Origin of the sequence: Serratia sp. TMDUHS_CL, from assembly GCF_037137105.1 — a bacterium.
GTDB lineage: Bacteria > Pseudomonadota > Gammaproteobacteria > Enterobacterales > Enterobacteriaceae > Serratia > Serratia nevei.
In genome coordinates, this window is sequence record NZ_JBBBDV010000002.1 from 356,526 (window position 1) to 369,550 (window position 13,025).

Below are 13,025 nucleotides of genomic sequence, written 5' to 3' on the forward strand. Positions count from 1 at the left end.
TATTGTCAGCCTTAAACCAAACGCGCCTCTATCGCCGCGGCGAAGTCGCGGCACATCCGTTCGTCACCGTCGGCGTTATCCGCCAATACCGTCTCGCCGTCCACCACCCGAATGTGCGCTTCCAAATCGAAATCCGCCGGCGGCTGCGGGCGCCTGGCCGCGGCCGCCATGGTCTGCTGCGCCTCGCGCCACGCCTGCGCCACCGTCTGGTTACAGGCCTGCGCCAGAGAGTCCGGGTTGAACCCTTCGCCGGTCAGGCTGCGCAGCGTGTCGTCATGGCTGACGCTGTTGCCCGGCAGCCAATAGTGTTGCGCCAGATCCGGGCCGATGGCCGGGTTGTCCGTCAGGTAACCATCGCGCTGCAGGAAGAACTGGCGGGTTTGTTCCACCGCCATCATCGCCAGCAGATAGCCCTGGTAAGAGCAGGCGGACTCCAGCGACAGCAGATGCGGGATCGCCAGCGTCGGGCGCGGGCTGCCGCTGATGCCGAGGATCTTTTGCTCGACCTCGCGCGCCAGCGCGGTGATGGCTTCCGGCGTGCGCTGCTCATCATCCCATTGATACAGCGCCCACTCGAAGTACGGCACCAGCAGGATATGGCGTTCGTTAAACGCGCGCATCGGCTGGCGCGCCGCGATGCCGGCTTCGATCAGCGCATCGGGCACCGCTTCGCCGGCGGCGTTTTTCGCATAGCGTTTCAGCCAGTCGGCGTCGTCCAGCAGGCTGTCGCAGAACATCGACTGGGTTTCGGCATAGGCCATCGAGGTCGGTGGGAACTCCTGCGAGAAGCACGGCGCATTCTGGCGAATGTTGGCGAAGTGCGCCGCATGGCCGCCCTCGTGGAACAGGGTGTTGAGCCCGTAAGCCCCGCTGCCCACCTGCCCCGGCTGCGCCAGGCTGGTGAAGTTGATGCGCGCCGGCACCCATTCCCCCTGGCGCACAAACGGCGGCACCGGGCCGTGCATAAAGCCGTTCTCATACTTGCCTTTGCGCACCAGCAGATCGAGGTTCATCTCGGCGCCGCCAAAGCCGATGTGCAGGCGTTTGAAGCTGTCGACCCAGCGTTCCAGCGAACGAGAAAACGGGAAGTAAGGATCCAGTTGACGGGTGACGTCGCCGGCGCTGGCGAAGCGCACGTTCCACGGCTCCAGCGCCTGGCTGCCCTTGTCGGCCGCCAGCTGTTGCAGGCTGCGCGCGTTGGCCTCGCGGGTTTCCCGCTCGAAGCGATCCAGAATGGCGAACAGCTGCTCCGGCGTCATGCGCTCGGTTTTGTTCACCTTGTAGTCGAAATAGTTGCGATAACCCATCTGGCGCGCAAAGCGGTTGCGCAGGCCAATCAGCTCCGGCAGGCCGTTATGCAGCAGCCATTGCTCCAGGTCGCGCAGCGCCTGCTGCGAGCTGCGGCGGTAGTCTTCGTTCGGGTTGGTCGCCTGGTTGGTCAACAGTTCGCCGAGCGAGGCTGCCACCCGCTGGCCCTCGGCGTTCAGGTGCGTGACCTGATAGCCCTTGCGGCGCGAGTAGAGATCGGATTCGGAGTGGATGATCTGATCCAACAACGCCTGCGCCTGCGGATCTTCAATGGCGTTACAGTCGAAGAAACGCAGCCAGCCTTGCAGGCCGTGGATCAGCGCATCGCGCTGCGCCTCCTGCGGCAGCGTTTCCAATCCGGCCAGCAGATTGCGGATCTCCGCCAGCCGGCGCGGTTCGGCGATAAAGCGCTTATAGGCGCTTTCCGCGGCGGAAAAGCGCGCCGACACGTCTTCACCGCCGGTGCCCATGTAGTTTTGCCAGAACAGCTCTTCTTTGGCGCGGTGTACGTCGAGGTAATCCTGGTTCAATTGATTGAAGTAATCGAGAGCCTGTTGCATAACCGTCCTTCTCAGCCGATGAGGAAATATCCCAGTATAGTCGCGCTCAGGCCTGATGCAGGCGCTGCAGCCCCTGTTCCAGCGTCTCGCTCTCGCCGGCGGCCACCAGGCAACAGGCGATCTGCCGCTGGATGGCCTGCGGGATCACCACCTCGCCCGCCAGGCAGCGCTCGGTCCAGCGCGCGGTGGTTTCCGCGTCTTTCGCCGCCGGCAACGTCGGCGTTTCATCCTGCAGGGTGCGCTCCAGCAATACCCGCTGTTCGCCGCCGGCAATATAATGAATCTGCGGGCAGCGCAGCGGGTTGGCGTAGGCTTCGCCTTCGGTGCCGTGCATCAACAGCCCGCGGGCGCCGATCTGGCGGAAAAACGACGCCACCCGGCCGACATACTCCGGGTGTGAGACGCTGGCGAGGCGCAGCGCATCCTGTTCGCCGAACGGCGTCGCCAGCTTGGCCAGCGTATGGGCGCTGTTGCGCACCCCCATGCGCCAACGCAACCCGAGCTGCCGCGCCAGCGGCGCCGACAGCGTGGAAACCGGCATGAATACCGCCTCGCCGTTATCGAGACGCTGCTGGGCGTGAGCGGCCTGTTCCGACCACGGCAGCCCCAGGGCGCGAAAAATCTCGGCGCTGGTCACGCGGGTACTGTCGTCCAGCACGCCATGCACCACCACCGGCAGGCCCACTTTCGCAAGCAGCAGCGCCAGCAGCGGCGTCAGGTTGGCCTGCTTGCGCGCGCCGTTGTAGCTCGGCAGCACCACCGGCAATGGCCGCCCCTGCGGCGCCTGCAGCAGCAACACCTGCTGCTGCATCGCCTGGTAGAAGCCCAGCATCTCCTCTTCGGCCTCACCCTTGATGCGCAGCGCGATCAGAATGCCGCCCAGCTCCAGCTCGGGGACCGCCCCGGCCAGCATCGCCTGATACAGCTCAAAAGCGGTCTGCCGGTCCAGGTCGCGCGCATGATTTTTGCCGCGGCCTATTTCTTTGATAATTTTGGTGTAATCCATCCGAAGGTTCCCCTTGCTCACTCTTCGGTTAGCATACCCTATCCGCGCCGCCGCTCAACCTCCGCCGCCAGCCGCCGCTGCGTTTCATCCCCTTCGCGCAGCCCGGCGATCACCCCATCGGCATCGTCGGCGCTGCGGTTTTGGCTCATCTTCCATTTGCCTTCGCGCCGGGTGACGGCGATCTCGATACCGACAATGCCTTTTAGCTGCGCGGCGATGTAGTTGGCCGGCGCGTCGTCGAGCTGCCAGGGTGCCGGGCGGCGCCCTTCCTGTTGCGCCGTCAGGTCGATCAGCTGGCGGCGCAGCCAGGCCGGGTCGTCCATTACCGTCGGCACGCCATACAGTTGCACCATGCTGTAATTCCAGGTCGGCACCACTTTGCCGGTCTGGCGCTTGCTTGGGTACCAGCCGGGCGACACATAACCTTCCAAACCCTGAAAAATCACCAGGCATTCCGCCGCGTGCTGCAGCCGCCGCCAGTGCTCGTTGGCGCGCGACAGGTGCGCCCGCAGCCGGATCTGCCCCTGTTCGACATCGGCCAGAAACGGCAGCAGATCGGCCGTCAATCCCTGCTCGCCGTGGCTGACCAATAGCCCCAACGGGTGGGCGCGCACCAGCGCCAGTTGGGCATCCAGATCGTCTTCGCGAAATGCGGCGGGTTGAAACATCAGTGTGGCTCCTTACGCTCTCTCATGATGACCACAGTAAAGCACCCGCCGGCGGCCTACTTAAGATCCGCTTTCTGACTATTTCGAGTGATCCGGTTTAACAAGATCAGGGCAATGCCCATCGCCAACAGATTAAATACCATGGCGCCGGCAAAGGCCTGCGCATAGTGTTCCGCCGCGCCGCCGTTTGCCAGCAGCGGCACGAAGCCGACGCCGCTGACCACGATGCCCAGCGCACCTCCCACCTGCTGCACGGTGGCAACCAGGCCCGCCGCCATGCCCGCCTGCCGCTCCTGCGCCAAACCGAGCACCAGATTCAGCAGCGGCGTCATGCTCAGCGCCTGGCCGAATCCCAGCACCACCAACCCCGGCAGCAGCCGCAGCGGATGCGCCAGTGCCGCGCCCCACAGCGCCTGGGCCATTAACAGCGCCAACCCGGCGGCGTAAATCGCTACGCCCACGCTCAGTACGCCATTGCCCCAACGCAGCGCCAGCCGGGGCGCCAGCATCGACGCCAGCATAAAGGCCGCGCTGGCCGGGGCGAACAGGCTGCCCGCCTGAAAAGGCGTCAGCCCCGCCCCCGCCTGCAGCAGCAGCGCGAAGCACAAGAAAAACGAGGAGGCGGTGGCATAAATCGCCAGCACCACCGCCATGCCCGGCGCGAAGCCTGCCTGGCGTAACAGCGCCGGATCGAGCACCGCATCACCGCCGCGCCGCGCCAGACGGCGCTCCCACCGCAGGAAGCCCCACTGCGTCACCATCGCCAACGCCAGCATCGGCGCTATCCACCACGGCCAGCCGCGCGCCGGCCCTTCCAGCAGCGGCAGCAGCAACAGCGACAGGCCGATCGCCGCCAGCCACAGGCCTACGCCGTCCAGCCGCTGCGCCTGCGCCACCCGCGATTCGGGAATGCGCCGCGCCGCCCACAGCGCCAGCGCGCCGATCGGCAAATTGATCAAAAAGATCATGCGCCAGCCGCTGCCGAACAGGTTGGCCTCGATGATAAACCCGCCGAGGATCTGGCCGAAGATCGCCGCCAATCCCAGCATCATGCCCAGCCAGGCAAAGGCGCGCCGCCGCTGTTGCGGCGCGTACAGCACCCGCATCAAGGCGTAGATCTGCGGGAACAGCAGCGCCGCCGCCGCCCCCTGCAGGATACGCGCCGCGATCAGCAGGTTGAGCGATCCCGCCAGCCCGCACAGCAGAGAGCTCAGCGCAAATCCCAACATGCCGAGGCTGAACAGACGCCGGCGCCCGAAACGATCGCCCAGACGCCCGCCGGCGATCAGCAGCACCCCAAACGCCAGTTCATAACCGGCGACGATCAAACCGACACCGGCGAAATCGGCAGCGAACTGCCGCTGGATCACCGGCGCCGCCACGTTGACCACAAACAGATCGAACACCGTGACGAAACCGCCCAACAACAGCACCGGCAGGCCGGGCAATGCCCGCCGTTCACGAGATAATGAATGTTCCATACCACCTCCAGCGATTATGATGGCCGCAGTATGGAACAGGGTTTAAACTGTTACTATATAGCCATTTATACTATTACTGACAGCAACAGGACGGCCGCCATGCCCCCACGCACCCTCGAGCGCACCCGCCACGAACTGGCGGATTTTCTACGTCAAAAGCGAGAACAGCTGTCGCCGCAGGCGGTCGGTTTGCCGAGCGGCAGCCGCCGCCGCACGCCGGGATTGCGGCGCGAGGAGGTCGCGGCGCTGGCCGGCGTCGGCCTCACCTGGTACACCTGGCTGGAACAAGGCAGGGAAATCAATGCGTCGGTGGCATTTTTGGAAAACCTGGCGCGGGTGCTGCAGCTCGACGCCGCCGGCCGCTACCACCTGTTTTTATTGGCGCATCAGCGGCCGCCGGTGCCGGTCGGCCATCAGTGGTGCCAGGCCTCGCCGCTGGTACGGCGGCTGCTGGACGACCTTGTGCTGCGGCCGGCCTACGTCATGAACCTGAGTTGGGATATCATCGCCTGGAACCCGGCGGCGCAGCGACTGTTCGCCATCGGCGAACGCCCGGCGGAAGAGCGCAACATGTTGTGGATGCTGTTTGCCGATCCGCAACTTAATGCGCGCCTGTTGGAGTGGGAGGCGCAGGCGCCGCAAATCCTGGCCAGCTTCCGCCGCGACTATGCCCGCGCGCCGGAGGATGAGGTAATGCGCCAACGGGTACAGGCGCTGGAGCGGGTATCGCCGCCGTTCCGCCGGCTCTGGCGGCAGCACGATATCCACGGGCGCTGCCAGGGGCGGCGCAGCTTCATCGTCCCGGAGATCGGCCCGGTCACCTTTGACCACGCCTCTTTCATCGTCGACGAAGAGAATCACCTGCGGCTGGTGATGTACAGCGCGCTGCCGGACGAACCGGCCAGCGCGGCATTTGAAGCGCTGCTGCGCGAGGGTTAGCGGCGGCTGTCGAAAATGAGCTTGCAGGCCAGCCCAGCGAATACCCCGCTCAGCAGGTAGTTCGGCCAGCGGGCGCTGAAGCGGCGGCCGGCGAAGCGGCTTTTCATGCCGCTGACCGCCAGGATCACCCCGCCGTTAATCAGCAACCCCACCAGATTCAGCACCGTCGCCAGCGCCAGCATCTGCACCACCACCGAGCCTGAACGCGGATCGATAAACTGCGGGAACAGCGCCAGCACGAACAGCGCCATTTTCGGGTTGAGGATGTTGGTGAACAGCCCCTGGCGGAAGATGCGCGCCGTCGGCACCGCCTGCAACCCGGCGGAAGCCTGCAAACTGCTGCCGGATCGCAGCGTTTTCCACGCCAGGTAGAGCAGATAGGCGGCGCCGAGCATTCTTACCGCGTCGTAGGCCAGCGGCACGGCGACGAACAGTTGCGACAACCCCAGCGCCGCCGCCAACGCGTGGCAATACGTGCCGAGCTGAATGCCCGCCAGCGAAGCGAAACCGGCGCGCCGCCCCTGGCTGACGCTGCGCGAAGCGATCAACAGCATATCCGGGCCGGGGGTCAGCGCCAGCGCCACGCAGGCACCGGAAAACAACAACAGCGTTGCGGCATCAATCATGAATCACCTGATAAGAAGATGGAGGGGAATGAAGCATCCATCATAGCGACGCCGACGTGGCTTGTCAGCGCCGCCTCGCGTCAGATCACCCACAGATCGAGATACTCGTTGACCGGCATCTGCGCCAGCCGCTGCCGGTCCAGCGACACCTCGAGAATACGCTGCTGCTGCAGGGCCGGGAACTGGCGCGCCAGGTTGGTTTTGAACTTCTCGATCAGCAGTGGGATGCCCTCTTCGCGCCGCCGCGCATGGCCGATAGGGTACTCCACCGCCACCTCATCCAGGCGGCTGCCGTCGGCGAACTCCACCGTCAGCGCATTGGCGATCGAGCGTTTTTCCGGATCGTGATAATCGCGGGTGAAGACGGGATCTTCATGGCAGTGGATCTTGCCGCGCAACGCGTCGATGCGCGGATCCTCGGCCACCCGATCCTCGTAGTCCGCCGCCGTCAGCCGGCCGAACAGCAGCGGGATCGCCACCATATACTGAATGCAGTGATCGCGATCCGCCGGGTTATCCAATGGCCCCTGCTTGTCGATAATACGCAGGCAAGCCTCGTGAGTGCGGATGCTCACCCTGGCGATGTCGGCGGCGGTTTTACCGGCGGCCTGCATCAAGCGGTGCAGCGTCATGGCCGCCTCCACGGCGGTCTGGGCATGGAACTCCGCCGGGAACGAAATTTTAAACAGCACGTTCTCCATCACGTACGCGCCGTACGGCCGCTGGAAGCGGAAAGGCTTGCCGTTGAAAGAGACGTCGTAGAACCCCCAGGTCGGCGCCGTCAGCGCCGAGGGGTAGCCCATCTCGCCGGTGGCGGCCATCAGCGCCAGCCGCACCGCGCGGGCGGTCGCATCCCCCGCCGCCCAGGATTTGCGGGTGCCGGCGTTCGGCGCGTGGCGATAGGTACGCAGCGACTGCCCGTCCACCCACGCCAGCGACACCGCGTTCAGGATCTCCGCCCGGCTCAGGCCGAGCAGCTGCGCCACCACCGCGGTAGACGCCACCTTCACCAGCAGCACGTGATCCAACCCCACCCGGTTGAAGGCGTTTTCCAGCGCCAGACAGCCCTGGATCTCATGCGCCTTGATCATGGCGATCAACACCTGCCGCATGGTCAGCGGCGCCTTGCCCGCCGCCACCGCCTGGCGCGAGAGCCAGTCGGCCACCGCCAGGATCCCGCCCAGGTTGTCCGACGGGTGGCCCCACTCCGCCGCCAGCCAGGTGTCGTTGAAGTCGAGCCAGCGGATCATGGCGCCGATATTGAACGCCGCCTGCACCGGATCCAGCTGGAAGCGGGTGCCCGGCACCCGGCTGCCGTTCAGCACCTCGGCGCCCGGCACCACCGGCCCCATCAGTTTCTTGCAGGCCGGATAGCTCAGCGCCTCCAGCCCGCAGCCGAGGGTATCGAGCAGGCAATAGTGGGCGGTGCGGTACGCCGCCGGGGTATCGACGGCCTCTTTCATCACATAATCGACGATATCGACCATTTCGCGATCGAACGGCGGACGGCGGGTATTGGCAGACTCAAGCATCATGATTCCCAAAGGCTCCATAGTGAATAACGATCGGCGCTCAGCGCTGATCCAGCGGTACGAACGCCCGCGCTTCCGGCCCGGTATAGTTGGCGGACGGGCGAATGATTTTGTTGTCCTGCCGTTGCTCGATGATGTGCGCCGACCAACCGCTCACCCGCGCCATGACAAACAGCGGCGTGAACATTTCGGTGGGCACCCCCAGCTGGTGATAAGACACCGCCGAGAACCAGTCGAGGTTGGGGAACATCTTTTTGGTGTCGCGCATCACGCTTTCCAACCGATCGGCGATGTCATACAGCTTCATCGCCCCCGCTTCCTGCGACAGGCGCAGCGCGATCTCTTTGATCACCTGATGGCGCGGATCGGAGACGGTGTACACCGGGTGCCCGAAGCCGATCACCACCTCTTTGTTGTCGATGCGGCGGCGAATGTCGGCTTCCGCTTCGTCCGGCGTTTCATAGCGTTGCTGGATCTCCAGCGACACCTCGTTGGCGCCGCCGTGTTTCGGCCCGCGCAGCGCGCCAATGGCGCCGACGATCGCCGAATAGACGTCGGATCCGGTGCCGGCGATCACCCGGCCGGCGAAGGTCGAGGCGTTGAACTCATGCTCGGCGTACAGGATCAAGGAAGCGTGCATCGCCTGTTCCCAACTGGCGGAAGGCGCTTCGCCGTGCAGCAGGTGCAGGAAGTGGCCGCCGATGGAATCGTCGTCGGTCTCCGGCTGAATGCGCTCGCCGTTGTGGCTGTAGTGATACCAATACAGCAGCATCGATCCCAGCGACGCCAGCAGCCGGTCGGCGATGTCGCGCGCGCCGGCCGCGCCGTGCTGCTCTTTTTCCGGCAGCGTGCAGCCAAGGGCCGAGACGCCGGTGCGCATTACGTCCATCGGGTGAGACGCCGCAGGCAACGCCTCAAGCACCGTGCGCACGCTGGCGGGCAGGCCGCGCAGCGCTTTGAGACGGTGTTTGTAGGCCTGCAGCTCATCGCGGTTGGGCAATTTGCCGTGGATCAGCAGGTGGGCAACCTCTTCAAACTCGCAGTGGCGCGCGAGATCGAGAATGTCGTAACCGCGGTAGTGCAGATCGTTGCCGCTGCGCCCTACGGAGCACAGCGCGGTATTCCCGGCGGGCACGCCGGATAACGCCACGGATTTTTTCGGCTTATCGCCAGTCGGGCTTTGCGGAGGGATCGCTTGGCTCATACTGTCCTCGTTTGGCTTCTGCGTGAATGGCGCTTATTCGTCGCGCTGGCGAGCGAACAGAGCGTCGAGTTTCTCTTCGAACAAATAGTAGTTGATGCTTTCGTACAGCTCGTTGCGGGTCTGCATGGTGTCGATGACGCTTTTCTGCGTGCCCTCTTCGCGCAGGGCACGGTATACCCGCTCCGCCGCGCGGTTCATCGCCCGGAAGGCCGACAGCGGATACAGCGCCATATCCACCTGGGCGCTGCGCAGTTCGTCGGTGGTAAACAGCGGCGTCGCGCCGAACTCGGTAATATTGGCCAGGATCGGCACCTGCGTCGCTTCGGCGAAGCGGCGGTACATGCCCAGTTCGGTGATCGCTTCCGGGAACAGCATGTCGGCCCCGGCCGCCACGTAAGCCTGAGCGCGCTCGATGGCCGCCTCCAGCCCCTCCACCGCCAGCGCGTCGGTGCGCGCCATGATCACAAAGTCCGGATCGCTGCGCGCATCCACCGCCGCCTTGATGCGATCCACCATCTCTTCGGTGGAGACGATGGCCTTATTGGGGCGATGGCCGCAGCGCTTGGCGCCGACCTGATCTTCGATATGCAGCGCCGCCGCCCCGGCCTTGCTCACCGAGCGCACCGTGCGGGCGACGTTGAACGCCGAAGCGCCGAAACCGCTGTCCACATCCACCAGCAACGGCAGCGGGCAAACGTCGGTGATGCGGCGAATGTCGGTCAGCACATCGTCCAGGGTCGAAATGCCCAGATCCGGCAGCCCCAGCGAACCGGCCGCCACGCCGCCGCCGGAAAGGTAGATGGCCTGGAATCCGGCCCGCTGGGCCAGCAGCGCATGGTTGGCGTTGATCGCGCCGGCGATTTGCAGGGGTTTTTCTTTACTCAGGGCCTGACGAAAGGCGAGCCCGGGTGAGCGCAGCGTCATGACGTTTTCTCCGATTAGCCAGATGAAACAGACAGAGCAAGGGGCGGGCCAGGTTGTACTTCGGTAAGGGGAAAAATTAAACGCGATAAAAATAAGTGAGTTACAACACCTTCAGCGCCATTAGCCTGGCAAAGGGGTAAAAAACGTTTCAGTTAACGTTTCAATCGTTGTTTCACACAGTAAATTTGAAACATCACTGAAACCGGGCTACACCTAATGCAGCCACTTCCATTTGGTAACCCACCATGAGCGATCACGTCACGCCGGACAAACCGGTGATCTGGACCGTCTCCATCACCCGCCTGTTCGATCTGTTCCGGGACATCAGCCTCGAGTTCGACCATCTGGCAACCATCATCCCGATCCGCCTCGGCTTTGAGGAGGCGGTGCAGCACATCCGCGCCCGCCTGGCAACCGAGCCTTGCGACGCCATCATCGCCGCCGGCTCCAACGGCGCCTACCTGAAAAGCCGGCTGTCGGTGCCGGTCATCCTGGTCAAGCCCGGCGGTTTCGATCTGCTGCAGGCGCTGAGCAAGGCGCGCAGAACCGCCGATCGGATCGGCGTCATCACCTATAAGACCCCTCTGCCCGCGCTGCTGGAGTTCCAGCAAACCTTCGATCTGCCGCTGGAGCAGCGCAGCTACGTCACCGAAGAGGATGCGCGCGGCCAGATCGCCGAGCTGAAAGCCGCCGGCATTCAGGCGGTGGTCGGCGCCGGCCTCATCAGCGATCTGGCGGAAGAGGCCGGGCTCACCGCCATTTTTCTCTATTCCGCCGCCACCCTGCGCGCCGCCTTCAGCGATGCGCTGGACGTGACGCGCCTGATGCGGGGCGGCAGCAAACGCGGCGGCGATTACGCCGCGCGCAATACCCTGCAACCGCGCTACGGGCTGGACGATTTGCAGGGCGAGTCCCCGCAGATGGAGCAAACGCGGCGCACCATCATGCTGTACGCCCGCTCGCCGGCGGCGGTATTAATTGAAGGAGAAACCGGCACCGGCAAGGAGCTGGCGGCGCAGGCGATCCACCGGGAATACTTTTCCCGGCGCGGCGCACCGGCCAGGGGCGCGACGCCGCCGTTCGTCGCCATCAACTGCGGCGCCATCGCCGAATCGCTGCTGGAGGCGGAGCTGTTCGGCTATGAGGAAGGCGCCTTTACCGGCTCACGGCGCGGCGGCCGACGCGGGCTGCTGGAAACCGCCAACGGTGGCACCCTGTTTCTGGATGAGATCGGCGAAATGCCGCTGCACCTGCAAACCCGGCTGCTGCGCGCGCTGGAAGAGAAGGCCGTCACCCGGGTCGGCGGGCAGCAGCCAGTGGCGGTCGACTTTCGCGTCATCAGCGCCACCCACAACCACCTGGAGCAGGCGATTCAACGGGGCGACTTTCGCGCCGATCTGTTCTACCGCCTGAGCGCCCTGCGGCTGCAGCTGCCGCCGCTGCGGGCGCGCGGCGACGATATCGCGATGCTGGCGGAACACTTTCTGAAACGGTCACTGGCGGTGCTCGACGTACCGCTGACGGAGCCGCTGCGCGCCGCCATGACAGGCTGTTACGCCGCGCTGAATCATTACGCCTGGCCCGGCAACCTGCGCGAACTGCGCAACATGATGGAACGGGTGGCGCTGATGCTGAGCACCGGCGCCGCGCCGAGCGGCGAGACGCTGCGCTGGCTGCTGCCGGAGCTGGCGACGGGCACGCCGCCCGAGACGCCGGTAGCGCCCCTCTCCGCCCACGAAGCGCTGGCGCGGTGCGGGGGCGACCACGCCGCCGCCGCCCGGTTGCTCGGGATCAGCCGCACCACCTTATGGCGCCGGTTGAAAAAAACGAACTGAGCATCAGCCGGCGCGCCGGCCGTCCGAGGCCGGCAGCAGCCGCGCTCGCCGCTCGCCCAGCAGGTTCATGCCCGCCGCCGCCAGCAGAATGATCGCCGCGCCCAGCAGCTGCCACGCCGACAGGCGGTGGCCAAACGCCAGGCGATCCACCAGCATGGCGGCGACCGGGTAGATGAACGACAGTGAGCCGATCAGGTTGGTCGGCAGCTTCTGCAGGGCGCCGTACATCAACACATACATCAGGCCGGTGTGCAGCACGCCGAGCGTCGCCAGCATTCCCCACTGCCCAACGCTGGCCGAAACGTGGAAATCCACCAGCGGCAACAGCATCACCGCCCCCACCGCCACCTGGATCAGCGCAATAAGATGCGGCGGCGTGCCCTTCAGCCGCTTGGCCGCCAGCGCCATCAGGGCGTAGAAAAACGCCGCCCCGAGCGCCAGCGCGATGCCCGCCAAATAATGACTCTGTTCCCCCGCCTGCCGCGGCTGCGCCAGCACCACCAGCATCATGCCGCCGAACGCCAGCCCCAGCCACAGCAGCTTGCGGGCGGTCAGCCGCTCCCCCAGAAACAGCGCCCCCAGCCCCACCAGCATAAACGGCTGGGTGTTGTACACCGCCGTGGCGATGGAGATAGACGCATAGGAATAGGCGGCAAACAGCAGCAGCCAGTTGATCACCAGCGCGACGCCGCCGGCGATCGCCAGCAGCAGCGTGGCGCGCGTCAGCGCATCGCGCCGCAGCTGCCCCAGCGCGCCGCACACCGCCAGCAGTACCAGCGCCCCCACCGCGCAGCGCCAAAACACCACGTTGACCACCGGCTGGCCGGACATCAGCACAAACCAGCCGATGGAGCCGGAAATCAACATCGCCGCCGTCATCTCCAGCGAGCCGCGTTTTATCTCTGCATTCATTCTGCGTTCCTCCAAACTTGCCCAGAGGCA

The 13,025-nt window shown here is 65.2% G+C and carries 11 protein-coding genes; 2 read left to right on the forward strand and 9 right to left on the reverse strand.

Features of this window, described 5'->3' with window-relative positions; all coding sequences use genetic code 11:
• Positions 1 to 11: 11 nt before the first annotated feature.
• Genes WCL58_RS05390 through WCL58_RS05405 form a run of 4 tightly spaced genes read right to left on the reverse strand, consistent with a single transcriptional unit; the run spans position 12 to position 5,023 of the window.
• Positions 12 to 1,868, reverse strand: a complete 1,857-nt coding sequence (locus tag WCL58_RS05390; RefSeq protein ID WP_336850685.1) for a M3 family metallopeptidase — start codon at positions 1,866 to 1,868, stop codon at positions 12 to 14.
• A gap of 46 nt (positions 1,869 to 1,914) precedes the next feature.
• Entirely contained in the window at positions 1,915 to 2,874 is a 960-nt protein-coding gene (gene ybiB / locus WCL58_RS05395) for a DNA-binding protein YbiB (protein WP_102984067.1), read from the reverse strand.
• 38 nt (positions 2,875 to 2,912) lie between these two features.
• The gene (locus WCL58_RS05400) at positions 2,913 to 3,542 is read right to left on the reverse strand and encodes an FMN-binding negative transcriptional regulator (RefSeq protein ID WP_336850687.1); all 630 of its coding nucleotides are present in this window, start codon (positions 3,540 to 3,542) and stop codon (positions 2,913 to 2,915) included.
• Between the two features lie 56 nt (positions 3,543 to 3,598).
• Positions 3,599 to 5,023, reverse strand: coding sequence for an MFS transporter (locus tag WCL58_RS05405; protein ID WP_336850689.1), 1,425 nt, complete (start codon positions 5,021 to 5,023; stop codon positions 3,599 to 3,601).
• A 99-nt stretch (positions 5,024 to 5,122) separates the two neighbouring features.
• On the opposite strand from WCL58_RS05405, the gene WCL58_RS05410 reads away from it, so the two are divergent.
• Positions 5,123 to 5,962 (forward strand): helix-turn-helix transcriptional regulator, encoded by an 840-nt coding sequence (locus WCL58_RS05410; RefSeq protein ID WP_197783553.1) that lies wholly within the window; start codon positions 5,123 to 5,125, stop codon positions 5,960 to 5,962.
• Here WCL58_RS05410 and WCL58_RS05415 read toward each other — a convergent pair.
• The 4 genes from WCL58_RS05415 to prpB all read right to left on the reverse strand — a co-directional run bounded on the left by WCL58_RS05415 (position 5,959) and on the right by prpB (position 10,248).
• A complete protein-coding gene (locus WCL58_RS05415; protein WP_048321374.1) occupies positions 5,959 to 6,588 on the reverse strand; it encodes a LysE family translocator in 630 nt (209 codons plus the stop codon). The two genes, WCL58_RS05410 and WCL58_RS05415, sit on opposite strands and share 4 nt — an antisense overlap.
• Before the next feature lie 80 nt (positions 6,589 to 6,668).
• Positions 6,669 to 8,120 carry a bifunctional 2-methylcitrate dehydratase/aconitate hydratase gene (locus WCL58_RS05420; protein ID WP_225529068.1) on the reverse strand — a complete coding sequence of 484 codons (1,452 nt, stop codon included), beginning with the start codon at positions 8,118 to 8,120 and terminating at the stop codon, positions 6,669 to 6,671.
• A gap of 40 nt (positions 8,121 to 8,160) precedes the next feature.
• A complete protein-coding gene (gene prpC, locus WCL58_RS05425; protein ID WP_049200932.1) occupies positions 8,161 to 9,324 on the reverse strand; it encodes a bifunctional 2-methylcitrate synthase/citrate synthase in 1,164 nt (387 codons plus the stop codon).
• A gap of 33 nt (positions 9,325 to 9,357) precedes the next feature.
• Positions 9,358 to 10,248, reverse strand: a complete 891-nt coding sequence (gene prpB, locus WCL58_RS05430) for a methylisocitrate lyase (protein WP_049200934.1) — start codon at positions 10,246 to 10,248, stop codon at positions 9,358 to 9,360.
• 245 nt (positions 10,249 to 10,493) lie between these two features.
• Here prpB and prpR point away from each other — a divergent pair, with 245 nt between their 5' ends.
• On the forward strand, positions 10,494 to 12,083 hold the full coding sequence (gene prpR / locus WCL58_RS05435) for a propionate catabolism operon regulatory protein PrpR (RefSeq protein WP_336850690.1): 1,590 nt from the start codon (positions 10,494 to 10,496) through the stop codon (positions 12,081 to 12,083).
• Positions 12,084 to 12,086: 3 nt separating this feature from the next.
• Here the strand turns inward: prpR and WCL58_RS05440 are convergent, their stop codons facing one another.
• Positions 12,087 to 12,995, reverse strand: a complete 909-nt coding sequence (locus tag WCL58_RS05440; protein WP_047728241.1) for a DMT family transporter — start codon at positions 12,993 to 12,995, stop codon at positions 12,087 to 12,089.
• Positions 12,996 to 13,025 lie beyond the last annotated feature (30 nt).